A 24,411-nucleotide genomic window follows, 5' to 3' on the forward strand; every position below is an offset into this window, starting at 1 on the left:
GCCCTTCAGCTCCAAAATTCATCTAGATCGACTTCGGCAACTTCTTGCTGGACTTCCTGAAAGTAGCTGCTAGCAGTCAGGGTGGCGACTTCTTCTTGCCGTTGCTGTTGATCGATTTCAATTTTTAGCTCGGCCAGCTGGCGTTTTAGCTCGTCTTCGCGTCGCTTGCGTTCGGTAATGTCCTGGACAATACCCTCGTAGTAGAGCACCTGCCCCTGGGAAGAACGAACGGCACGGGCATGGATTTGGGTCCAGATAATCTTGCCGTCTTTGCAGTAACACTGGTATTGAAACCCGGTAACGCTGTCTTGCTGGTCGATTTTTGATTGAAAGTCCGCCCGCCTTGCTGGATCCACATACAGCTGTGAACCAATATCGGTAATGCTATCAATCATTTCCTGGGGAGAGTCATAGCCATAGAGCCTGGCTAGGGCCGGGTTGACATTGATAAAATGGCCTTCGGGGCTAGATTGGAAGATGCCCTCCAGGGCATTTTCAAAGATGCTGCGGTAGTTTTCCTCGGCAATGCGGATAGTCTCAAAGGACTGCTTCAGCTGCCGGGTCATTTTGTTAAATGAGTTGGCCAGGGTATCAATTTCGGCAATAAAACTGGACTTCACCTGCGGGTCTAGATGGCCTTGGGCCAAGCGATCGGAGGCTTGAGATAGCCGTAGAAGCGAACGAGTGATTCGACGGGCCGTCAGCACGCTTAAGGCAATGGCAACCAGCAGCGCTAGCCCACATAGCAGGATGGTATTGCGGGTGTTGGCATTAATCTGGCCCATAAAATCGGCCTCGGGCACAACGACCACAATGAGCCAATCGAGACCAAACCCATCTTGAAACGGCAGTACTTCTAAAAATTGGCGTTTACCGTTGAGCTGTAGCTGTAGCTGCTGAGCTTCGGTAAAATTCGTAAACCCATTGAATCGCTGGGCCAGATAACGAGCCGTATTTTGGACTAGCTGATCGCTGCTGTTGATGGCTAGCAGGGGGGTGGCAGTATCCCCATCGTTAACCATCAGGGGTTCATCGGTCGAGTTGGAAATCAGCTGCCCCTGGCGATCGATCACAAAGGCTTGCCCGGTTTGGCCGATTTGTAGGCTTTGCAAAAAGGTTCTAAATTCTTCTGGGAGCACCACATCCGTTGCACATACCCCTAGAACATCTTTACCGGAGCGATCATACACGGGGAGGCTGGCAGTAATATTGGGTAGCCCAGTGGTAAAGGCAATGTAGATATCTGTCCACTGGGGCCGCTCAGCCAAGGCTGCCGCTTTATACCAGGGCCGTTGGCGAGAATCATAGGGCGTCTCTGCCTGCCATAGAAAGCTGGTGCGTTCTCCCCGGACATCTAAGCTGTAATATCGGCGCAGATTTTGGGTAGAAGGATTGCTGTAAGTAAGCTGCAGCGCACCATTCTCAGGCGATCGCAACACTCCAAAAAATTCGCCATTGCGGGCGCTACCGCAGTAAGCCAGGGCAATGGTGGGGGCAATCCGCATCTGCTGATAGAGCTGGGTTTCACCAAAGCCCGCGCCGTCTACATCCAGTATGCCTCTGGCAAAGGCGCTGGCGTTGAGTCGATTGATCTCGTGGGGGGTTTCAAAATAGCTCTGTAGTTCTTGTTCAATCCGGGCTGTGACCTCATGACGTAGTTGGATAGCCAGCTCATTCACAGCCTTTTGACCATTGCGAAAGGATAGATAGCCTACTAGACCAACGGCCCCGACAATTTGGCCAACAAACAACACAATCAAGACCACTCGTAGGGGCAGATTGTCAGGTGACTGCAGACGAACGGGTAGTTTCATCAGTTATCTACCAGCTATCCACATCGTTGCCATCAATCCAGGCTTGTAGCTCTCGCTCAGGTTTAGCCGCATTAAAGAGATGTAGCCCAAAATCTGTGGCCAGAGTCTCACAAACTTTGATGCCCCGAACGCTGTTACCCTTGGCATCGAGCGGTGGGGAAAAGGTACCAATGCCCAACTTGCCAGGAACCACGGCTAAAATGCCACCACCCACACCACTTTTGGCCGGCATACCCACTCGATAAGCCCATTCGCCGGAGGCATCGTACATGCCGCAGGTGAGCATCACGCTCACCACATCCTGCACATAGCGTTCATCAATAGCGCGTTCTTGGGTGATGGGGTTGATGCCGCCATTGGCCAAGGTGGCGGACATCATAGCCAAATCACGGGCATTGACCAGGATCGAGCACTGCTGAAAGTAAAGATCCAGGGTTTCGTCAATTTTGTCGCCCACCATGCCAAAGTTCAGCATCAGGTAAGACATAGCTCGGTTACGGTAGCCGGTAGCCTTTTCGGATAAAAAGACAGGGACATTAATGTCGTGTTCTCGGCCGGTGTAGCGCTTAAACATATTCAGCATGCGCTTGAGCCGTTCGGTGCTACTGCTGCCTTTGATCAGATCTGTGGTTGCGATCGCACCCGCATTCACCATCGGGTTATAGGGGCGATTGGTCGCCTCGTCCAGCACAATAGCATTAAAGGCTTCCCCAGTCGGCTCCACACTCACCTTGCTGTTGACATAGTCACGACCATGATCTTCTAGAGCCAATCCAAAAACAAAGGCTTTGGAAATCGACTGAATCGTAAACAGCTGGTCACACTCCCCCACTTCAAACACCTGACCATCTTGAGTGACCACACAAATACCAAACCATTCAGGCTTGGCCAGCGCCAGTTCAGGAATATAGTCAGCCACAGCACCGTCGTTAATGGCTTGAAACCTCTCGTGCAGCTCAGTCAAATAGTTACGAAACGGGGAGGTGACTGCCGTGATTGAACTGGCCAGAGACTGTAGATCTCCGATATCTGACATCCTGGCTAACCCCCTACAATTTGCTGGGCGACTTTACGAAATTCTTGACTGACTGGATGCTCGGGATATTTGACACAAAACACCCCTTCACTCGCCAGCTGCACAATATCCTCAGATAGAGGAAACAGACCCGCTACGGTTTCACCGTAGGTTTCCTCCACTTTCTGCTTGAGGGCATCCATATTCAAGCTGCTGTAAACCTTATTGATCGCCAAGAGCATTTTGCGAACCTTGAGCTGTCGGGCCACATCTACAGTCACCGCCGTGCCCTGATAGTCCTGTTTATCGGGACGCAGGATCAAGATCAGTACGTGGGATATGGCGATCGATAAAAAGGTTTCTTTGGATAGCCCTGGGTGGGTGTCAATGAATAGATAGTCAAGTTTTAGCGCCTTGACCAAGTTACGAAAGCCATCGTTCATCAGCCTGACATCGTAACCATCCTTGAGGATGCGGGCAATATCATCGGCCCTGACACTAGAAGGAACCAAGTAAAGCTTGCCATCGTCAGCCACACCCAACTTTTCACCCACATCATAGACGGCGTCTTCAATAGAAGTTTCCCCCCAAAGATAATTATTCAGAGTTTTGTGGGTGTGCTCAGGTTCTAGACCAAATAGGTTATGAATACCAGGGGAAGGCACATCAGTATCTACAACACCGACGCGATTACCCTGGAGGGCGATAGTGGTCGCTAAATTAGCAGTAAAGTTGGATTTACCAGTACCGCCTCGATAAGAATGTACCGAAACAACTTTGGGCATACCTGGGAAATTATGGTGGAAGCTTTTCAAGAAAATACCAGATATAAATCTGCTATCAAAGAAAATGCCAAATTCCTTAGTAAAGAGCCTACTTAACTCATGTTAATTACCCATGACCTCAGCAGCCCCACCAGCGGAAGCTAGTGTGGTCTCACCTGCGGGCAGCAGCAATCACCTCCATAGCATCGCCCCAAGGAGTGCAGTCTTCTCAGCTACTAAACAACATCTGCTTCTTTAGAACCATTACAAAGTCGGAAAAGTCGGATAGCCTACCAGGCCGCCAAAACCTCCTCAGCTGTACCAGACAAAACGCCTGGGATCTTCTATAATCCTTGCGCAAAGTGAAATGTATAGCTGTCATCTTGGGCACAGCACTTTAATGACTAGTAGAGCCTATCGGACACTGCGCAAATTCCGGTTGCGTACAACTCTAGTAATTCCATTTGTGTTACAAATCATGGGAGCGGTTGGCGTTGTCGGATTTATCTCCTTTCAGACTGGCCGTAGCACCGTGAATGATCTAGCCAGTCAGCCTGTAAAAGATAGCAATGGTGATTTACTGTACTACGAGGGCATTGTTCAAGATATTACCGATCGCAAACGCCGGGAAGATGAACTCAAACGACAGTTAAAAGAGTTAAAAATTGAAATTGACCAGAAAAAACGAGAAGATGAAGTAGCGACGCTAACAACAAGCTCTTATTTCCAGGAAGTTCAGCAAGAAATATCAGAAGTGAATCTGGATGAATTTTGGAACTAACAGGTCGTATCCGACATTTGACTAAGAAACCCACAGCATCTATGGATTTCCCGAAGCTCCTCCTGATTGCTTTAGTGCTGTTGCAACTTCTTCATGTCCATGACGAATAGCATCGTCTAAGGGAGTAAACCCCCAGCGATCTTGAATATTTGGATTAACGTTGTTAGCAAGCAGAAATTTAACTACCTTAAGCTGACCTTCTGCAGCCGCTAGATGAATTGCTGTACGGCCATCGTAGTCAGCCGCCTCCATAGAAACACCGCGAGCGATATAGGGTAGCATTGCGTTGAGTTTACCTTGGCTGGCAGCCCAAATCATTGCTGTAATATCGGTAGTCACAGAGCTGGGAAGATTGATATTGGTTTGAGGATAAGAATCTTGACCTTTTTGAGCTCCGGCTGCTTGCAGAATAGTGACTACAGCCGCATGACCTTGCTGCTCAGCATCATTAAGCGGTGTGCAGCCCCAGCGATCGCAAACATTGACATCCACCCCGTGATCTAGCAAAAATGCCACCACATTCTTATGACCACCTGCAGCAGCCAGGTGCAAAGGGGTACGATTATCGTAGTCACCTGCATTGAGATTAGCCCCACGAATCTGATATTGCGTAATGGCCGTCAGATCGCCTCGGCTAGCCACCTCTATCAAACTCGTAATCTCTTCTGATTCTCTCTGAATTGGACTAATGCGAGGGTTCTTTTTCTCTGATTGGAAATCAAGATTATCGTAATTGTGAACACTAAACTTTTTGACTAGCTGCTTACAAAATTCGACACCGCGAACACTGTTACCCTGAGAATCGAGCTTGGGTGACCAGATGCATAAACCGAGCACATTTGGAATCACCACCATGACCGCACCAGAGACTCCAGACTTGGCCGGAAGACCCACCATAAAGGCCCACTCCCCACTGTAGTCATACATACCGCAAGAATACATAAGTGAGAGACAATGCTGTATCGTACTGGTCTTAAAAATCTTCTCTCCTGTGACAGGACAGGTGCCACCGTTAGCCATAGTGGCAGCAACAACCGACATTTGATCCGTATTTAGTTCAATCGAACAGGATTGAAAATAAAATTCTAATGTCTCTTCGAGTTCAGCCCAAGCTGGAAATGCCTTCTTTTCCATCATGTAGTGGCTGAGGGCACGATTACGATGGGCCGTCTCACGTTCTGAAAGATAGACGGCATTGTTAAAGGTAATGCGGTCATTACCGGTTAGGCGACTCCAGTGATTGAGCACATAGTCGAAGCGATCTGCATGATCAAGATCATGACGAATGAGGGAACAACACATAATTGCCCCAGCATTGATCATGGGATTGTGGGGTAAGCCCTGGCTATTCAAAGTAAGCTCATTAAATCCCAATCCCGATGGTTCACGCCCCACATGCTGATGAACTTTATCTGTGCCCAATTCTTCTAATGCAAGACAATATGCGATAGTCTTGCTCGTGCTTTGCACCGTAAAATTTTCAAGAGTATTACCACGGGCGTAGCGTTGGCCATCAATCGTACAGATAGAAACGGCATAATGGCGTTCATCTACCCTAGCTAACTGTGGAATGTAGTTAGCTAGAGTGCCACCATCGTGGCTACTGCCATTCTCATAGATAGTGTCAATGTCTCGACAAAAATCCTGAAAATCAGGAATCACTAACTGAGCTTTGAGAACGCGGCGGATGAGGTGAATATTGGGTCGAATAATTTTTTGAAAGCTAGGAAAATCAATCTCAGAATCACTGCGAGGACAGAGAAACTCTAATTCTTGTAAGCTTTCAGAAAAGCGCCGATCCGTCAGTTTGAGACCAGCACGGACAAAAGCCGACAGAAACTCTTCGCGAGTAATCATACCGTTACCGTCGAGATCGGCAGCTTGAAATAGCCTTAAATCCTGTTCGTCTACGGCTGTAGCGCCAGGAGTTTTACCTTTTGAAGGCAAAGATTGCGTTTTTGTAGAGCGCAATGATTTTGAGCTAAGATTGACAGTCTCTTCAATGGGCTTTTTAAGGAATTTAGCACTACTTTTTGTCTTCTTTTCCATAGATCTGTTATTTTGTTTACAATGGGAGATTCTTTAATAAGATCACTGAGTGTGAACTGGCTAACTCTGTGATCTTTTTATATCGACGTCACGTTAATAGTTGAAACCGTCAACAACACTGATGGCTATTGGACGATTGGTAATAGGTTTGATGTTCTTTGTTTCTTGAACCAAGCGAATTGATGTTTTGCGATCTTCAATAAACTGGTTCATCTGATTCGCAAAGCGGGCGCTGCTAGCCATTAGGGTTGCGATCGCATCATGGCCAAATACCAGCACGGTCAAATCTTGCTCTACTATCCCGGTCACCAGGCTAGCTTCTCCCACCAGCAGAGCTGTTTCCCCAAAGAAATCACTTTTAGCTAGATGGGCAATCTCACGCTGTTGCTGGTGAGCATCTGTCACATACAAGCGCAGGCTACCACTACGAATAATGTAAAACCCTTTATCAGGCTCTCCTTCTACGATAACGCGATCGCCAGTGCCATAGACATGGAGGACAGCACTCTCGGCTAAATGAGCAATGGCATCGCTATCTAGGCAGGCGAGATAGGATAGCGATCGCAAAAACGCGCTAACCTCTTGAATATACTCAGTCCGTTTGGGTTGTCGTTGATGCACATGGTGTAGCGTCCGAATCGGAAATGGAATTGTTAGACCATTGCGCTTAGCTGCATAGAAGATGCGCGTACTAAACTCATTGTGAATCGTTTCAACATACTGGTAGTCATCCAGGTAATACTTCACCTCATAGGTAATAGCAAAGTCATCGTATGACATTGTACGTACATCAGGAGCCGGATCATTGCGCATATATTTGGTTTCACTAGCTGCTCGCTCTAATACTCGTTTCACATGGTTTGGAGGATCATCGTAGGAAAACCCAATAATGTAACGCTCTGCATGGAGCGGATCACCGCTGTGGTAATTATAAATATTCTCTTGATCTAAAACACTGTTAGGCACAACAAGTAGATCGCGCTCGCGAGTGCGCAATCTGACAGAGCGCCAATTGAGATCTTCAACTTGTCCTTCAACATCACCAAACCGAATCCAATCACCGACCTTAAAGGGACTATCAAACAACAGTAAAAACCCTGAAACCAAATTACTCAGGGTGTTTTGCAATGCTAAGGCAATCACCAATGAGCCAACGCCTAAAGCTGTGGCTAAATTACTCAGATTGATCCCCCAAATAGCGCTCAGCACATAAAAACTAATGCAGAGCACCACTAGAATACGAGCAATCTGTAGGAATAAGCGCGGTACATGCAAAACATTGCGGGAAGGTATGTTGGTATCACTGGTCAGCAAAACTCCCAAAAGTGAAAGCCCTGCAACAATCACTGCTATCCCGATTGTTGTTTCGATCACTTTGAGCGTAATCGTATCCCGTTCTGCTGCAAGAAATTGATGCATTAATAGCCAAACAGCTACAGATGGCAGTACTAGATTACGAATATTGAGCAACAATTTGGTCATCGGTTTATGGCCGAGATTTTCAAGACGATCAATTAATTCACCCAAAATAATCGTAATTAAGGGAAATCCCACCACAAATGTAAGGGCTTTTAACCAAATAGTCTCAGTCATAAGCATCTCCTTTCAGGAATGAGCTGGAAAGCATAATGAATTTGTACAAAGGAGCTATATGGGCTCTTCCCCTAGGGACACAATCGCTTCAATTTCTCGAACGGTGTCATCCAGACTAGGATGGCCTGTTCCTCCTCGGTAGAGCACCCAGCTGGTCAGGCGACCGACTTCAGCCACCTCAATATCTTGAGCCGGTTTAAATGTGTATAAGTCGCCCACACTGTCATGCACTTCTTCGGTGACTCGAATCGTATTACTCTCAGCTACACGATTCAACTGATGTGCGATCGCGAGAGTTTCACCCCAGAGATGGTAATTGAGGCGTTTAGTATCGATCACAGCAGCAATTGATTCTCCAGCATCAATACCAATAGACAACTTGAGATCGAGATTATACTTGTTATTGAAACGCCGTGAAATATCCAACATCTCTAACCCAAAATCCACTACTCGCTTTGTGTGATCCATACGAGGTGTGGTCAACCCACAAACGGCAAAGTAAAGATCGCCGATGCGCTCTAAGGTTAGAACATCTAAACCCATGGCCACCTCGTCAAAGGCACCAAACAATTCTGATAATATTCTGGTCACCTCTAGAACTGAGCGCTTAGCCGACAGTTCAGTCAATCCTTCAAGGCTAGAAACTAGTACAGTTGTCTGCTGGGTATGATCGGTAATGAGAGCTTCACCATTCTGCAGGCGCTCAGCTGCTGTGGCAGGTAAAATATTGAGCAATAGGGTCGTATGATCCCGATCTTTAATGGCCAATAGCGATTGTTGTTCTCGTAAACTCCGATTGATTTCGTTAAAAGCATCTACCAACAGACTAAGCTCATCCTGAGTTGTCGACTTTAGCTCGGGTTGGTCTAATTCTCCTGAAATAATTTTATGAGAGTCTTCCACCAACAAAGTAATGGGCCGCACTAAACTATTGGCCGCGACCACTGCAATTAAGGTGACCAAAAATACCAGGATCACGGCTGTAATTAAAATATAGCCCTGTAGATTGGTCAAAGGAGCATAGGCTTCTGCAAGATCCATCTCTGAGAGAATCACCCAATCAACCCCTTTGATATTTAAAGGGGCATAGGAACTCAACACAGGTACCCCACGATAGTCGTCGATTATTTGGGTCCCCGTCTTACCCTGTTGCGCAGCTTCAGCTCCCTCAGTTTCCACTGATTGCAGTAAAATTGAAGTCTCTAATCGTCCAATGGTTTCAATAATAGTCTCTGGAGTGCCTACATCTCGAAGAGCTTGTTTGTATCCTGTTTCATCCTCAATCAAAAATCGAGAGATTGATCGCATGAGCAGATCTGCTCCAACAAGATAGACTTCTCCTGTTTGCCCTAAGCCTTCGTTCTCCCAGTTTTGATTGCCTGTGAGCACATCATTAATCCGATCCACCGGCAGCTGAACAGCTAAAATACCCACCTGCTGACCGCCAGCATAAATAGGAGATGCAAAAAAAGCAGCGGGTGCGCCATAGGAAGGGCGATAGGGGGCAAAATCGACAATCTGCACTGCCCCAGGTTCAGGGTTTTTTTGTACTTTATCGATCACCTCAGCAAAGTTACTGCGGGCATAAGGTCCCGTATCCAGACTTGTAGCAAAGTCAGTTTCCTTATAAACGGAATAAACAATCTCATCGGTTTGATGATCGATTAAAAACAGATCGTAGTAGCCAAAACTGCTGACTAGATTACGAAAAATACGATGATAGCGGCCATGTACGGTATTGTAAGGTGTATCATCTTCGGATCGAAGCAAATTGTCCTTGCTACCTACCGGATGAGGATTGTTAGCAATATACTGATATTGCAATACCTGGGCCGCTCTCCCACCGGGTCTGTAGATGTCAAAAATTGGGGTGCCGTCAATATTTTCACTCAAGCGAGGAAAAAACTCATCGCTGTAGTATATGCGCAGAGCTTGTTGCCAAGTGTCATTGATCGGTTCTGTCTCCACATTCAGCTGATCAAACGCCTGATCAAACTCTCGCATCGCCGATACGATCATGCGGTCTTCTGCTAAAGTCTCCACCTGGCTGTACATAAACTGAAAATAGGACTCAATTTCAGCCGCCTTGGAGGCACGTACACTGGTGAGTTGAGCAAAGATACGCTGGGTCAAAATATTGCGAGCCCGTTGCCAGGTGAGTAGCCCCATCACAGCGGCAGACCCAAGACTAACCACCAGCAGCACAAGCATCACCTTCGATTTAATTCTGAGCCGCGCTAGGCCAAACATAAGGGTGCTCCGTCAGCAAATATAATGCAGAAAAAGGGGATGTAAAACACCCCCCGAGGAGTAATCCTGGCCTGGGGCCAAGACAAGCTGTTATCGGTTCTAGTTAACGGCTAGAGCCTGGTCTCAATTGCAGAACTCGGGGCTTCATCTACCATGGAAAACCCAGCATAGGCAATCTGACCATGCTCATGGATATCCAGACCTTCGATCTCTTCGAAATCATGGACACGAATACCAATCGTCATCTTGAGGATCTGCCAACAGACGTATCCTGTGATCACCGTAAAGGCTCCGTAGGCAACAACACCCACCAACTGTACCCAGAACTGCTGCAATCCAGCATTTGCACCAAAGATACCCACGGCCAGAGTAGCCCAAATCCCATTGCAGAGGTGAACTGAAATGGCTCCAACTGGATCATCGATGCGTAGAGCATCGAAGAAGTCAATGGCAAACACTACCAGAACACCGGATACGCAACCAATGATAATGGCGGATACGAAGGAAACCTGATCGCACCCTGCGGTAATACCCACTAGCCCAGCCAGAACACCATTGATTACCATGCCGAGATCTGGCTTTTTATTCTTAACCCAGGAAACCATGGTGGCTACTGTTCCCCCGGCTGCACCCGATAGGTTAGTGGTGATGGCAATGTAGGCAATGTTTTCATTGGCGGCCAACTCGGAACCAGGGTTGAATCCAAACCAGCCAATCCAGAGAATGAGACAACCTAGTGTGGCTAAGCTGAGGTTGTGACCAGGAATGGGTTTAACTAATTTGCCTTCGTACTTGCCATAGCGTGCGCCCAGAACAATAGCTCCGACTAATGCAGACCAACCGCCAACACTGTGGACAACTGTGGACCCTGCAAAATCAGCAAACCCCAGGTCAGCAAGCCAACCACCGCCCCAGGACCATTTGCCTGAGATACAGTAGAAGGCGATGTTAACCACACTAAAAATTAAAAAAGAATCAAATCGAATACGCTCAGCTACGGCTCCCGATACAATGGTGGCAGAGGTGGCAGCAAAAGCTGCCTGGAACAGAAAGAAGATGGTTACGGGTAGTCCAGCTGGAAATGGCTCTAGACCGTAGGTAGCAGAATCTCCTGACATGAAGAAGCCACTAAAGCCAATCAGGCTAGTTCCCTGCCCAAACATAAATCCAAAGCCTACGGCCCAATAGGTGAGTAGGGCTAATCCAAATACAATCAGGTTTTTGGAGAGAATGTTCACCGCGTTTTTTTGACGGCACATTCCCACTTCCAACATGCCAAACCCGGCATTCATAAAGACCACTAGTGTAGATGCCACTAGAATCCAAACCACATTGATATACCCTTGCTGGAGGGCAATCTGTTCGGCTAGGGCTTCCATGTCGATATTATCTTGGGCAAAGGTAAAGCTTGAGAATGCGATCGCAAACCAAATGGATACCAAGAAAATCACCCTGACACGATGCTGATTTATCCATTGCATCCATGCAACTAAAGCATCGTAATAGCGAGTATCCCCCATGGACAAAGGAGACCTATTCTCCTTGCGTTTAACTCGTTGCTCTGTATGGCTAGACATTATGACTCCTAATTCATAAAGCGAGCAATCTATGAATGGTATAAATCTCTTTTTTAAAATCTCTTTTTTCTAAGTTCTTAAGCAGCAGAAAACATCAATGACCATCGCCATTGAACTTAGTAAAATCAGCGATCAAAAATGAATTCAGTCTTAAAGCGACAGCTATTACCAGCCTTGCTTAGACCAAATATTTACAAGATAAAGACCTCAACAGATTTAACTCGATTAGCTTTAAGAAAGCCTTTATTACATTGTGCTATCTCCAAGATTTCTCAAGCCGAGGCTTCAGAATTTTTCGTAATAAAGGCTTGTAGTAATTCCTCGGAAAAATATCCCCGTGGAACTACTGGTATTCAAACTTACCCAGTCCAAAAAGTAAAGTCTGATTATTCGGCAAATTAGGCCCCTATCAGACCTCAAAAAGCATTAAGAAAGATAAATAGTTCGGTTTTTAAATCCATAAAAAATGCGGATCAGTGAAGTGACCCGCAATGACAAACATCTAGGAGTTTCGAAAAACTCTTCGAGCTGTCGTGGAAGATGCTGTATTTTCAGTTATATATATGAGAATAATCAATAGAATTGGTAGGAGTAAAGTCGGAAAAGACGGCTACTCGAGTACTTTACAGCTTCTTTTTGTTTAATCACAGATAGCTTCTAAGAAGCTTAATTTTCTATAGCTGGTCAATCAGAAGAATCCTTTGAGGATCAAATACTAAGTTGTTGTTGAAAGTATGAACGATAAATATTACAGCTAGGAACTGCCTGATATCCCTTAATAGTGATAAGGCCAAGGCTTTCTAAACGATACATAGTAACAGCATCTAATTCCACACCTTCTCTGGAGGAGATCACTTGTTTAAAGGCAATCGCCAAATCTTGTTCTTTTTGCAAAAGTGCCAGATAACTACGCAGATGAGTACCGTAAATACCAGATGGCATCGATACAGCTTTAAGCAGCGTATCCATAGAGACCGCCTCAGCAGTCAGATGATGCAGAAAAATATTTACCAGATAAGGATGTCCACCGACTAAATCTAGTAAAACTCTCCCCAGTGTGTCATTATTTTCCTTAATGCCATAGCGAGCCGTTAATTCAGCCACCTGACTAGCTGTAAATTTAGGCAATTTGATCGCTCGCCCGATATTGAAGGGTGATTGGTGAATTTTTAAGGGAACATAAATTTCGGTGGCATGGACAATGACGATCCGCAGATTACGCCAAAGTAAATTCCACCGCGATTTTTCATGCCAGGAACGTAGCATGGGAAAAAAATCTTGAGCTATTTTAGGATGTCCAATAAGCCTTTCAGCAGCACCAACAATCAGTAGGATAGGGCTTTTTTTATTTTCCAAAAGATATTCCTGATAATAGAGTTCGCTACTGACTTTATGCCCCATAGAGACATCCCAAAACTCATGCAGCTTTGGTGACAGTTCTAAAGCCTGGCTACTACATGCACAAAACCACTTTAGAAACATATCAATACTACTAAAGACATCTTGATCTACGGTCTGCAGATCAAGATGAATAGTTTGATAGTGATTTTGATTAGCAGTTTTAATTAAACGAAATACCAGGGAGGTTTTTCCCATTTTTTGAGGGGCTTTTATCCTTAAAAAGCCACCAGGGCGCTGAATTTCAGCATATGCTAAATCTTCACTGGGGGGACGCTCGATATAGAACGGAGAATTAGGCGGCAGGGGACCAGATGGGTACTGTTGTTCGATGGAGCCTGATTTCGGTCCTGAAGGCACGACTGCTGTGACTGGAGTCGGTGATGGCTCAAGGGGTTGTAAATGCTCGCGTAAAACAAATAGTAAGCTCTTCTTGGTTACTCGCTGCCCCAAAGCCTGAGACAAAGCTCTCCAAAGCTTATAGCCTGTGTCTTTGAGGTGGGCATCCCCATAGCCTGACTGCTTAGCCATTTGATCGTAGGTTTGCCGATTCCATGTTTGCCCTAAAACAATCCGCTCTGCTGGAGTCAGCTTACGTTTGAGCAGTCGCTCTTCAATAGCCAGAAGAACTTCATCAGGGTTCATAGAAGTAATCAAGCACACTCAACCAATTTACAGGAAATCATCAAGATTTTCGCATAGAAAACTACTCTCAGGTTAATCATAGAAAGCTTTCCGTCTTTTCCGACTTTTTAACAAGATATGTTCACACTTCCATGCATTGCCATAGTTTTTGTAGCATTTAGATGTGTCCTAGTACAAGAAAAATAGATGTTGTCTAGACCTATAACTTTTCCGCCTTTTTGCAGCTTTTTTATAGAGAGGTCTGATAGTTAAAGGTGCAGTGAACTCTGTGGGTTTAAGTACACCACAATGAGAATAGATATAACAGAATACTTATCAAGTACTTTCTCCTAAGACGAGCATACTCCAAGCGTTGCTATTTTCTGGTGTGCATTCATTTAAAGAATCAGCCAGTAAACGGTTGACAAATTGGTCCATCCTTTATAGCCGGCAATAGCATGCCCGTCATTGGTAACAGTTGTTACTGTTTGATAAGTTCCTCTCAAAATGTGCTTTCAGTTACATCCCATTCTTTGGCAAAACCCCTGAAAAACAGGTCTACGGCAACAGTTTTTATTTGAGATCAGTTATGGCTAATCAGAGACAGCTTACACGTCTACAAAATATTACTAAATGGAATCAATGGCGCAAGACTCAACCCAATTTTCCAGTAGATCTTATAGGTATCGACTGTAAAGGACGCAACCTGAATGGTATTGACCTGAGTAGAGCCGTGCTCTCAAGGGCTAACCTGATGGGCGTAGATTTAGGAAATGCCAATCTGATCAGGGCCAATTTGTATGGAACTAATTTGCAAGCGGCAAACTTATGCGCTTCTGACTTATATAAAGCGAATCTCAGTAGAGCTAACCTGAGTAAAACGAATTTATCTATGGCTAATTTGGCCGAGGTTTGGTTAAGTAGTGCAAATCTATGCCAGGCAAATCTAACTAAAGCCACTTTAGAACTCGCAGACCTACGGGCAGTTAACCTCCGTGAGACAAATCTACGGGGCGCTAATTTACGAGGGGCGAATTTACATAAAGCCGACTTACGGGGAGCTGACCTACGGGGGGCTGACTTACGCACCACTAACCTGTGTGGAGCTGACTTACGCGGAGTTGCCCTAGATAGAGCTGTCTTATATGAAACTGATCTCAGTGAAGCTAACTTGAGTCAGACTCATGTTCTAACAGCTAATTTTGAAAGGGTAATCTTGACTGGAGCTTGTTTAGAAGATTGGCAAATCAATAGTGCTACCAGGTTTGATGGTGTGCTGTGTGAATATGTTTATCTTAAGTCTCATCACCAGGAACGTCGTCCTCAAAAAGGGAATTTTAGACCAGGTGAGTTTATTACCCTTGTTCAATAGGAGTTTTTAACAGGCGTCACCAACAATTTAAGCCGTTGCTGATTTAGAAGATGAACCGCTCGATGAAAAACGCTATACAGTGGTATCTTCAAAGCAAAATCATTCCGAGGATCAGCAACGCCCAATTTAAGAATCGTCGGTTATGACTCCTTCGCAAATGGTGCGATCGCGAGCTAAAAGATCAGCATTGGTGCTCAAGTAATCTTGGAGCCAATCACAAGCGTAGCCAAGCTCATTGAGCGTCAGAATTGTATCTAAATTCCACAGAGTTAACGTTCCATTTTCGGCAACTGTGACTAATAATTCTCCAGTGGAGCTAAACTTCACGCTCTTGAAGCCAGAACCGTTACCGTAGAGCGTCTTAAGTTTCTCTCCATCCAGGGTCCAAAGGTTAACAGTATTATCGGCACTAGCGGTAGCTAACAGTTGACTATCCGGGCTAAAGTCCACGCCATAGATATTGTGACTATGTCCCTCAAACGTCCTCACTAAAGTGCCATCCCAGCGCCACAGCTTCACAGTTTGATCAACGCTAGCAGACGCAAAAAACTGACCATCGGGGCTCACCGACAACCCAAAAATATCTGAATCATGAGCCTCAAGCTGATGCATAGGGGTACCATCTTGATCCCAAATCTGGACAGTCCCATCGGCCCCAGAGGAGACTAACTGTTGGCCATCGGGACTAAAGGCAACCCGATAGACTCGACCATCATGGCCCGAGAGCGTATGGAGCAGTTGCCCATCCACAGTCCAAATGCGAATGGTGCCATCTTCTGCACCAGCGGCTAACCGCTGACTATCTGGACTGAAGGCTGCGTCCCAAGATTGAAATTGGTGTCCTTCCAGCATTCTTAAAAAACGTCCTGCCTGGTTCCACAAAAGAATGTTGCCACTTCTACTAGCTGTCGCAATCAATTGTCCATCCGGACTAAAGTCAAACCCCAAGAAGGTATCTTGTTCAGCTTGCAGGGTTGCCATGATGTTGCGCCTAGTATCCCAGACGGTGATTTGAGAACCGTCACCTCCAATAATTCTCTCGCCATCGGAGCTAATGGCAACATCCCAACTGTTGCCGTCTAGCAAGATTGTTTTGAGTAACGGTGTTTGCCACTGTCGCATTTGGGCAGTGACACCATTGCCTGCCGTCACGATTGAGTGAGACTGATGGGGAGAAAATCCTATCCGGCGAATCTCTCCTGACAGCTGGAGAATACGCCAGGGATTGCCCCCTTTACCCCAAATTCGTATGGTTTTATCCAGGGCTGTGGATGCGATCGCACCCCCATCAGCACTAAAGGCCAGTCGGTCAATACGTTCAGTATGACCTGTCAAGGACCGGAGTGAATCTGTTGCCGATTCCCAGAGCTGAATCACAGCATCATCACCGGCCATGGCCATAATATTCTTGGTGGGGCTAAAGGCAACACTCCATATGCTACTGTCTGCCGTCGCTGCCGGGATCGTACTGATCAGCTGACCTTCTGCAGTCCATACCTTGGCCGTACCATCCAGACTCGCTGAGCTGATGGTTTGATCTGTGGGGCTGACGGCCACTTGCCACACCATCCTCTGATGTCCCGATAGCGTTTGTAACAAGCGACCATCTAAACTCCACACTTTTACCTGCTGATCGGCACCGCCCGACACTAAAAAATCTCCCATAGGACTAAAGTCAACATCCCAGGTGGCCCCTTCATGGGCTTGAATCGTTTGCTCTAACTTTTTGGTTTCTAGGTTCCAAATTTGTAAGCTCCCGTCTAAATTAGTGGCAGCCAACAGCGGCTGCTGGGGATGAAAGGCCAAGCCAAAGGTGGTAGCATTACCAGTAAAAGAGTGTAGCAACTGGCCATTTTTTGCCCATAGTTTGACGGTTTGATCCGCGCTGGTGGTCGCCACTAACTTCCCATCCGGGCTATAGGCAACCTCTAACACCGATGCTTCATGACCAGAAAATCGATTGCGTTCACTCATCCAATAAATAATCTGATTGAGCGCTCGATCGGAGGCCGCTATCAGCTCTAGTGGCACATCGTTAAGCTCCTCTAATCGACGCTTGGCCTTAACTGCATCCATTAGAGCGTCTAATTCCTGATGGGAGGCAAAGCGACCTTCTGCAGATGAAATCAGCGCTCGAATTTCGTTAAGGCGCGAGGTGCGGTCACTGGCGGCGGCTTGACGGTATTGCTGTAGAGCGGCTAGCCCTAATAGGGAAACAATTACTAAGGCTCCTGAGGTAATTGCCAATAACGTCCGTTGCAATCGAGTAGTACGTTTGGCCGCTTGGGCTTTTTCTAAGTCCAGAGTTCGCTGGGTTTCGAGCTGTTCTTGTTCCTGACTACCGGCAAGGAAACGATAGTCTACATCGCTCAGACTTTTTCCCCTGGCCCAGGTCTGCGCATCACGGAGAGCCTGTCCTCGCAACAACCGGGACTCATCCGTTTGTGATGAAGCGACCCAAGCATCAATGCTTTCCGAGTAAGGCCGCAGAGCCGTCAGCTGGCGATGTATCCAGGCAAGATCAAAGACTCGTTCATAAATCTGATTTTTGACTACTAAATAATCATTCACGTGCACCATGAGACCGCTGAGTAGCAAGTCGACCTGGTCGCGACTATCATCAATGGCAACAGTATTGCCCTCTAACCAGCGTTGGTAAATGCCGAGCAAACGACTCGTGCGACGTTCGTCATAGAGTAGGCGATCGCGAATCGTCCGTAAGTGTTCAGGTTCATCCTGGGATTCCCAGTGAGTGATAATGTGCGATCTCACAATCGTTTCCACCCAAAATTTCTCCATCCCAGGGGGAATACTCAGGGGTTCATTCAGCGCATCTTGACTGGAAGTTACCAACAACTGACAAACTTTTTGAGTTAAAAACGGCTGTCCCCCTGTCCAGTTCAACACCTCCTGTAAAATCGCTTTAGTATTGGCCGTTTTAAGCGTTAACCCCTGGGCCAAGGGAGTCGCTTCAGAGAGACTAAATCCTTTCAAAACAACTGCTCGACCAATATTGAACGGTGTCCGTTGTTTATCCGCGATCAAATCAGCTGGAGAAGCTACCCCAAAAATGGCAAAGGTCAGACGGCGATAGTCAGGCTCCACCGCACGACGGTTATAGCAGTAGCGAATTAGGGCAAAAAAGTCATCAACAGAAAACGATAGATTGAGCAGGCTATCCACCTCATCAACAAAGATGAACAACCGTTGTTCTGGGTACTGAGTCAGCAGCAGTTCAATAAACTGACTCAAAATTTGGGTTAAAGAGAGATGACTGTGCTCCTCCCACCAAGTGCGAATGTCACGAGTACGGAGATTGAGCTGTATCGCCAGGGTTCCCATCAGGCCTCGGTACCACTGCTCCGGGGTAATGTGATCGCTGCCAATGTTAGTCACATCAACGACCGCACAGCGATGTCCCTCTGCCTGCAAATGATGCCAACTGCGCACCATCAGCGACGACTTGCCCATTTGGCGAGAGTTAAACACGTAACAGAATTCGCCTGCTAACAACGCGGCGCAGAGGTCTTTATCTGCTTGCCGTTCAATATAGGTGGGAGCATCGTAATCAAGGCTGCCACCGATTTGATAGTAGTTAGCCATGGTTCTATCAAGACGGGTTAACTGTTGTTATGTCTTCTGTTATGTCTTTGCAGAGGGTGCGATCGCTCTCTGCCACCTCACTATTTGTTCGTAAATAATCAGCAATCCAAATGCAGGCATATTCCAGCTCGTTTAACGCCAACACTTTCTCTAGATCCCATCGGGCGAGGGTGCCATCTTCAGCCACTGTAATGAGTTCTCCTGTGGAGCTAAATTTCACGTCCTTAAAACCAGGACCCTGACCATACAGAGTTTTGATTTTCTCTCCTTCTAGAGACCATAAGGTAACCGTATTATCGGCACTGGCAGTCGCTACTAGTTGACCATCGGCACTAAAGTCCACCCCAAAAATGGCGTTAGTATGCCCTTTAAAGGTTCTGACCAAAGTGCCATCCCAACGCCACAGCTTGGCAATTGAATCACTACTAGCAGAGGCAAAAAACTGACCATCACGACTTACTGAGAGGCCAAAGACAGCGGAATCGTGGCCCTTAATCTCATGGAGAAGCGTGCCATCAGCCTGAAAAACCTGGAGTGTACCACTGCCACTAGAGGCAACTAGCCGCTGACCATCGGGACTAAACGCAACCCTCAGACCTAGATCCTTATTGCCCTCAAACGTATGAATGAGTTCACCACTCGTTGTCCACACAAGAATTCTGCCATCTTCACCGATGGCAGCTAGTTGCTGGCTATCGGGACTAAAGCTCACACCCCAGGCTTGTAACTCATCGAGGCCTTGTAGATCTTGCAAAAGCTCTCCTGTCGGACTCCAGAGTTGGACGGTACCGTTAGCACCCACCGCTGCAATCATTTGACCATTTGGACTGTAATCAAACCCAAATAGTGTGTCTTGTCCGGCATCCAGAGTGGCAACAATTTTACGATCTCGATCCCAAACATGAACGATAGGGCTATCCCCAGAGACAATTCGCTCACCATCAGGACTCATGGCGATATCCCAGACATCGTCATCGAGAAAGATAGTTTGTAGCAGAGGAGACTCCCATTGCCTCAGTTGAGCTGTGTTGCTGCTATCTATGGTCACCATTGTTTGAGCATCGCTGCCGGGAAAACTGATGCCACGCATATCACCTGCCGTTTGGAGCACCCGCCAGGGAGAGCCGTCTATCCCACGCATCCAGATAGTGCGGTCTAGCCCCGCGGAGGCGATCGCCGTACCATCGGGACTAAAATCGATACCGCCGACGCGCTTCGTATGGCCTGTCAAAGTGTTCATCAGGGTGCCATCTGGCTGCCAAAGCTGTACCATCCGGTCATCTCCGCCGATGGCGATCGTGTCACCAGTGGGATTAACCGATCCACTCCAGAGGCTGCCGCCGCTAGTAGCGGCGGGTAAAGTACTCAAAAGCTGACCATCAAGCGTCCAAACTTTGGCAATGTTATCCAGGCCAGTTGAGAGAATCAGTTGCTTGGTTACATTAACCACAACTCGCAAAACACCACTTTGATGTCCAGACAAGGTATTAAGTAAGGTGCCGTCTAGGTCCCACACTTTAACCGTTTGATCGGCCCCCCCAGACACTAAAAACTCGGCTCCATCACTGTGGAAGGTTACATCCCAAGCCGGGCCTGTGTGAGCCTGAATTGTTTGCACTAATGTTTTATCGGCAATGTTCCAAAGTTTCAAGCTGCCATCCAAATTAGCTGTTGCCATGAGAGGACGATGGGGATGAAACGCCACACCATAGCTGTCACCTGCATCTTCAAACATGTGTAATAGCTGACCATCCGCAGCCCAGAGCTTGGCAGTGGCATCTCTACTAGTCGTGACAATCAATTTCCCATCTGGGCTATAAGCAACCGCTAGGATGGATGTCGCATGTCCCGATAGCCGATTGCGTTCATTCATCCAGTAAACAATCTGGTGCAGCGCGCGCTCAGCGGCTGCTTCTAACTCTGAATGAGATTCGTCAAGCGATTGGAGCTTGCGCTTGGCCTTAATGGCATCAACGAGGGCATCTAGCTCTTGGTGGGCCGCAAACTGTCCTTTTGCGGATGAAATTAATGCCTGAACTTCATTGAGGCGAGCAGTGTGTTCGCTGGCGATCGCACGCCGATATTGAAAAAATGCCGCCGTCCCTAACAATGAAACAACCACCAATGCCCCAGAGGTAATTCCGAGCAGAAACCGTTGTAAACGGGTTGTTCGTTTGGCAGCTTCAGCCTTTTCGAGGTCTAGGGATCGCTGAATCTCAGCCTGTTCCTGTTCTTGCCCTAGGGCTAAAAAACGATAGTCTAAATTGCTGAGACTTTTTCCTCTAGCCCAGGCTTGGGCATCCTGCAATGCCTGTCCTCGCAATAGTCGAGATGCGTCCATCTGTTGGGAGGTGACCCAAGCCTCGAAAGCTTCCGAGTAGGGGCGCAGGGCGTTGAGTTGCTTTTGCACCCATCCCAGATCGAAAACACTTTCATAAATGCGATTTTTACCACGCAACTGACCGGTCTGCTGCACCATCAGGCCACTGAGCAACAGCTCAATTTGGTCGCGACTGTCATTAGTGGGTATGGCTTGGCCTTCTAGCCAGTGCTGATAAATGCCTAAGAGGCGTCCTGTACGACGCTCGTCATAGAGGAGGCGATCGCGAATTGTGCGCAGGTGCTCGGGTTCATCCTGGGATTCCCAATGGTCGATGATTTGTGATCGCACCACACTATCCACCCAGAATTTCTCCATCCCAAGGGGAACATTCAGTGGCTCATTCACTGCCGTTTGGCTAGAAGTGACCAGCAATTGAAAGACCTTCTGGGTTAAAAAGGGTTGTCCACCCGTCCAACTAAGCACTTCTTGCAAAATGGATTGGGTATTTGGAGTTTGAATGTCTAATCCTGCTGCCAGAGGAGTCGCCTCTTCTAAGTCAAACCCACGCAACACAATGGCGCGACCGATATTAAAGGGCGTGCGTTGCTTATCCGCAATCAAATCAGCGGGAGCCGCTACCCCAAAGATGGCAAAGGTCAACCGCTTATAGTCTGGCTCCACGGTGCGACGGTTGTAGCAAAAGCGAATCAGGGCAAAAAAGTCATCGACAGAGAAAGACAGATTTAACAGACTGTCTACTTCATCGACAAAGATAAATAGCCGTTGTTCCGGACACTGAGCCAGCAGCATTTCGATAAACTGACTCAAAATTTGCGTCAAGGACAGATGACTGTGCTCGTCCCACCAGGTGCGGATGTCACGGGTGCGTAGGTTGAATTGCATGGCCAGGGTGCCCATAATGCCCCGGTACCACTGCTCTGGAGTAATGTGGTCACTGCCAATGTTGGTCACATCAACGACCGCACAACGATGCCCCTCTGCCTGTAGCCGATGCCAACTACGCACCATCAGCGACGACTTACCCATTTGGCGAGAGTTAAACACATAACAGAATTCACCTGCCAATAATGCGGTGTAGAGATCTTTATCTGCCTGCCGTTCAATATAGGTGGGAGCATCGTAGTCGAGACTGCCACCGATTTGGTAGTAGTGGGCCATGGTTACAGCTTCAGGGCAAAAGGGAACATCATCGCAGGGGGAGTGCGATCGCTAGCTCAGAACAACCTTAGTGCTTAATAAGTAATCTTTGAGCTAATTACAGCTCGTTGTGTGCCAGGATTGTATCCAGCTTATAAAGGGTTAACGTTCCATTTTCGGCAACTGTTCCAACAGTTTTCCAACAGTGCTAGACTTCACACTGTTAAAGCCTCAGCTATAACCATCTGAAGCTTAAAAATTTTAATTTTCTCTATACAGGGATTATCTGCTCTATGTCCTGCACTCCCTGGTGCACACTCACACAGTTACCACTCGACCTATTCAACTCGACCTATTCAACCTGGCGAGCTTTTTGCAAAAGGCTTTCACTATTCGATTTGTAGGCATTCACTCGGTCTTGAGCGATTTGATAGCGTTCATCCGACGACTTTACTTCAGCCATCAGATCAGAAGCCTGCTGCCAACGAGCCGCCAATGCCAGCCAGTCAGATGAAGTTTGAGCATTTGACCCATCTTTCGCGGCTTGCTCAGCAATGCGTACAGCTCGTGCAAACGAATCATAGGACTCCGGCAAAGGCAATTGCTCTGAGGCAGATTGAGCCCCAGAAACGCTAACAGCGGGGGCATCGCTCACCAAACGCCTGTAGGCCCACACGCTGATACCCGCAACGAGCAGGATGACTGATAAGACGCCAATAGCACCACCTAAAAATGTTTTGCGCTGCCGCAGATCGGACTTAGAAGCGCCCTCCGGCATATCCACTCGCAGCTTAGGGCGTCTGAGATCGCGCAGCGTGCGTTTCAACCAATGGGGCTGTTTGAGCGTAATCATTTCTGCCCATAGCAGCTGGCTATCCGGATCGCGACTGATTTCTTCAAACCACAGCAGCTGCTGTTCTTGGACTAGACGGCTATTGATTTTGACCCGCCGAATGCGTCGAGGGGCAATGGTTTCGAGAATAGTTCGGATTTTCTCAACCACTGTATTTTTTTCAAGCTGCTCGTCCGTAGAAGCTTCGCATAACAGCTGCAGCACATTATCAGCAAACACAGCACGGGTGCGAATGCCGTTATCCGCCAGTCGCTCATTCAGGATCTGAATGATGGCGGCAACACTGCCGTCCTGGGCCTGGCCAAAAACATCGTTAATGTCCGTAAGTGTAGTCGTAGACATGTAAACAGTCTCCAAGAGACCATCACTGCAATCATCCCAGAGCGGTAGAACACCTGGTTACAGTTGACATTTGGTCACATCGTATGTTCCGAGTACTTGCGAGTACTGGGGAATAAGGTTACCTCAAAAATGTCATGGCCTTTCAATTTACTTTAGAAGTTCCGTAGATCTGACGATATCGTCGAGCACCTGAAGCACTTACCTCACCTAGGCTTTTAGCTGTAGATGGGGTGTTTCATTAAACTTGAGAATTTTCCAATACTCCGGGTTATTCTGACTGCCATCAGTACAATCCGGATGTAATAGCCAAAACTCAAACATTGCCGTGTGACGGATGGGAATTTGCCAGGTGCGATCGCACCCTAAAATCACCCTAATCAGCGACTGCATAAACCCACCGTGGGTCACCATCCACACCGAATCACCCGGTCCATGGCGCTGCCAAAGCATCTGGCCCCAAATCACCGCCCGCTGATGAGCCGCCATGGGCGTTTCTGCTTCAGGCACAGGCTGATAATCAAGGGTTGTAATCAGAGCAGCACAAATCTGAGGATAGCGATGGCTAGCCTCTGCCCAGGTCAGACCTTGGAAAATACCCTGGTGGAGTTCTTGTAAACCCATGTCTAGCCTGAGAGGACATCCTATCCTCAATGCCAAAGGTTGGGCTGTTTCAGTCGCCCGCTGGAGGGGACTGCTATATAGGCAAGTGGGGGGGGGCTGATGCTGGTATAAATAATTTGCTAGCTGAGCCGTCTGCCACTGACCGTTGCGTGACAAGGAGGTGGACATCTGGCCTTCCAACCGCCCGTCAATATTACCCACCGATTCAGCATGGCGGATCAATAATAATTTCAGATAGTCAGCCATCACCCCAATTATCTGAGCCTAACGCCAT

At 47.3% G+C, this 24,411-nt stretch carries 14 protein-coding genes; 2 read left to right on the top strand and 12 right to left on the bottom strand.

Features of this window, described 5'->3' with window-relative positions; genetic code table 11:
• Positions 1-5 precede the first annotated feature (5 nt).
• Genes N836_RS54960 through N836_RS54970 form a run of 3 tightly spaced genes read right to left on the bottom strand, consistent with a single transcriptional unit; the run spans position 6 to position 3,614 of the window.
• Positions 6-1,814 carry a PAS domain S-box protein gene (locus N836_RS54960; protein WP_023073383.1) on the bottom strand — a complete coding sequence of 603 codons (1,809 nt, stop codon included), beginning with the start codon at positions 1,812-1,814 and terminating at the stop codon, positions 6-8.
• 7 nt (positions 1,815-1,821) lie between these two features.
• The gene (glsA, locus tag N836_RS54965) at positions 1,822-2,850 is read right to left on the bottom strand and encodes a glutaminase A (RefSeq protein WP_023073384.1); all 1,029 of its coding nucleotides are present in this window, start codon (positions 2,848-2,850) and stop codon (positions 1,822-1,824) included.
• A gap of 5 nt (positions 2,851-2,855) precedes the next feature.
• Entirely contained in the window at positions 2,856-3,614 is a 759-nt protein-coding gene (locus N836_RS54970) for a MinD/ParA family ATP-binding protein (RefSeq protein ID WP_023073385.1), read from the bottom strand.
• 379 nt (positions 3,615-3,993) lie between these two features.
• Here N836_RS54970 and N836_RS77070 point away from each other — a divergent pair, with 379 nt between their 5' ends.
• On the top strand, positions 3,994-4,374 hold the full coding sequence (locus N836_RS77070) for a hypothetical protein (RefSeq protein WP_023073386.1): 381 nt from the start codon (positions 3,994-3,996) through the stop codon (positions 4,372-4,374).
• Between the two features lie 39 nt (positions 4,375-4,413).
• Here N836_RS77070 and glsA (N836_RS0138350) read toward each other — a convergent pair whose 3' ends face one another.
• From glsA (N836_RS0138350) to N836_RS54995, 5 genes are all read right to left on the bottom strand, one after another.
• Positions 4,414-6,423, bottom strand: coding sequence for a glutaminase A (gene glsA, locus N836_RS0138350; protein ID WP_023073387.1), 2,010 nt, complete (start codon positions 6,421-6,423; stop codon positions 4,414-4,416).
• 93 nt (positions 6,424-6,516) lie between these two features.
• Positions 6,517-8,016 carry a mechanosensitive ion channel family protein gene (locus N836_RS54980; RefSeq protein WP_023073388.1) on the bottom strand — a complete coding sequence of 500 codons (1,500 nt, stop codon included), beginning with the start codon at positions 8,014-8,016 and terminating at the stop codon, positions 6,517-6,519.
• A gap of 54 nt (positions 8,017-8,070) precedes the next feature.
• A complete protein-coding gene (locus N836_RS54985; RefSeq protein ID WP_023073389.1) occupies positions 8,071-10,266 on the bottom strand; it encodes an adenylate/guanylate cyclase domain-containing protein in 2,196 nt (731 codons plus the stop codon).
• 110 nt (positions 10,267-10,376) lie between these two features.
• Positions 10,377-11,843: an ammonium transporter gene (locus tag N836_RS54990; protein ID WP_071789057.1), complete on the bottom strand. Its 1,467-nt coding sequence runs from the start codon at positions 11,841-11,843 to the stop codon at positions 10,377-10,379.
• A gap of 708 nt (positions 11,844-12,551) precedes the next feature.
• A complete protein-coding gene (locus N836_RS54995) occupies positions 12,552-13,886 on the bottom strand; it encodes an AAA-like domain-containing protein (protein WP_023073391.1) in 1,335 nt (444 codons plus the stop codon).
• 568 nt (positions 13,887-14,454) lie between these two features.
• On the opposite strand from N836_RS54995, the gene N836_RS55000 reads away from it, so the two are divergent.
• Positions 14,455-15,237 (top strand): pentapeptide repeat-containing protein, encoded by a 783-nt coding sequence (locus N836_RS55000; protein ID WP_023073392.1) that lies wholly within the window; start codon positions 14,455-14,457, stop codon positions 15,235-15,237.
• A 126-nt stretch (positions 15,238-15,363) separates the two neighbouring features.
• On the opposite strand, the gene N836_RS55005 is transcribed toward N836_RS55000, so the two are convergent.
• The 4 genes from N836_RS55005 to N836_RS55020 form a co-directional block, all read right to left on the bottom strand.
• Positions 15,364-18,840 (bottom strand): AAA-like domain-containing protein, encoded by a 3,477-nt coding sequence (locus N836_RS55005; protein ID WP_023073393.1) that lies wholly within the window; start codon positions 18,838-18,840, stop codon positions 15,364-15,366.
• Positions 18,841-18,847: 7 nt separating this feature from the next.
• The gene (locus tag N836_RS55010) at positions 18,848-22,342 is read right to left on the bottom strand and encodes an AAA-like domain-containing protein (RefSeq protein ID WP_023073394.1); all 3,495 of its coding nucleotides are present in this window, start codon (positions 22,340-22,342) and stop codon (positions 18,848-18,850) included.
• Positions 22,343-22,673: 331 nt separating this feature from the next.
• Positions 22,674-23,516 carry a hypothetical protein gene (locus tag N836_RS55015; RefSeq protein WP_023073395.1) on the bottom strand — a complete coding sequence of 281 codons (843 nt, stop codon included), beginning with the start codon at positions 23,514-23,516 and terminating at the stop codon, positions 22,674-22,676.
• A 207-nt stretch (positions 23,517-23,723) separates the two neighbouring features.
• Positions 23,724-24,383: a histidine phosphatase family protein gene (locus N836_RS55020; RefSeq protein ID WP_023073396.1), complete on the bottom strand. Its 660-nt coding sequence runs from the start codon at positions 24,381-24,383 to the stop codon at positions 23,724-23,726.
• Positions 24,384-24,411 lie beyond the last annotated feature (28 nt).

The sequence above is a fragment of the Leptolyngbya sp. Heron Island J genome (genome assembly GCF_000482245.1).
Taxonomy (GTDB): Bacteria; Cyanobacteriota; Cyanobacteriia; order Phormidesmidales; family Phormidesmidaceae; genus Leptothoe.

Bases quoted from the DNA above. Each gene is read 5' to 3' on its own strand.
- N836_RS54960 (WP_023073383.1), bottom strand. From the start codon at position 1,814: ATGAAACTACCCGTTCGTCTGCAGTCACCTGACAATCTGCCCCTACGA.
- glsA (WP_023073384.1), bottom strand. From the start codon at position 2,850: ATGTCAGATATCGGAGATCTACAGTCTCTGGCCAGTTCAATCACGGCA.
- N836_RS54970 (WP_023073385.1), bottom strand. From the start codon at position 3,614: ATGCCCAAAGTTGTTTCGGTACATTCTTATCGAGGCGGTACTGGTAAA.
- N836_RS77070 (WP_023073386.1), top strand. From the start codon at position 3,994: ATGACTAGTAGAGCCTATCGGACACTGCGCAAATTCCGGTTGCGTACA.
- glsA (WP_023073387.1), bottom strand. From the start codon at position 6,423: ATGGAAAAGAAGACAAAAAGTAGTGCTAAATTCCTTAAAAAGCCCATT.
- N836_RS54980 (WP_023073388.1), bottom strand. From the start codon at position 8,016: ATGACTGAGACTATTTGGTTAAAAGCCCTTACATTTGTGGTGGGATTT.
- N836_RS54985 (WP_023073389.1), bottom strand. From the start codon at position 10,266: ATGTTTGGCCTAGCGCGGCTCAGAATTAAATCGAAGGTGATGCTTGTG.
- N836_RS54990 (WP_071789057.1), bottom strand. From the start codon at position 11,843: ATGTCTAGCCATACAGAGCAACGAGTTAAACGCAAGGAGAATAGGTCT.
- N836_RS54995 (WP_023073391.1), bottom strand. From the start codon at position 13,886: ATGAACCCTGATGAAGTTCTTCTGGCTATTGAAGAGCGACTGCTCAAA.
- N836_RS55000 (WP_023073392.1), top strand. From the start codon at position 14,455: ATGGCTAATCAGAGACAGCTTACACGTCTACAAAATATTACTAAATGG.
- N836_RS55005 (WP_023073393.1), bottom strand. From the start codon at position 18,840: ATGGCTAACTACTATCAAATCGGTGGCAGCCTTGATTACGATGCTCCC.
- N836_RS55010 (WP_023073394.1), bottom strand. From the start codon at position 22,342: ATGGCCCACTACTACCAAATCGGTGGCAGTCTCGACTACGATGCTCCC.
- N836_RS55015 (WP_023073395.1), bottom strand. From the start codon at position 23,516: ATGTCTACGACTACACTTACGGACATTAACGATGTTTTTGGCCAGGCC.
- N836_RS55020 (WP_023073396.1), bottom strand. From the start codon at position 24,383: ATGGCTGACTATCTGAAATTATTATTGATCCGCCATGCTGAATCGGTG.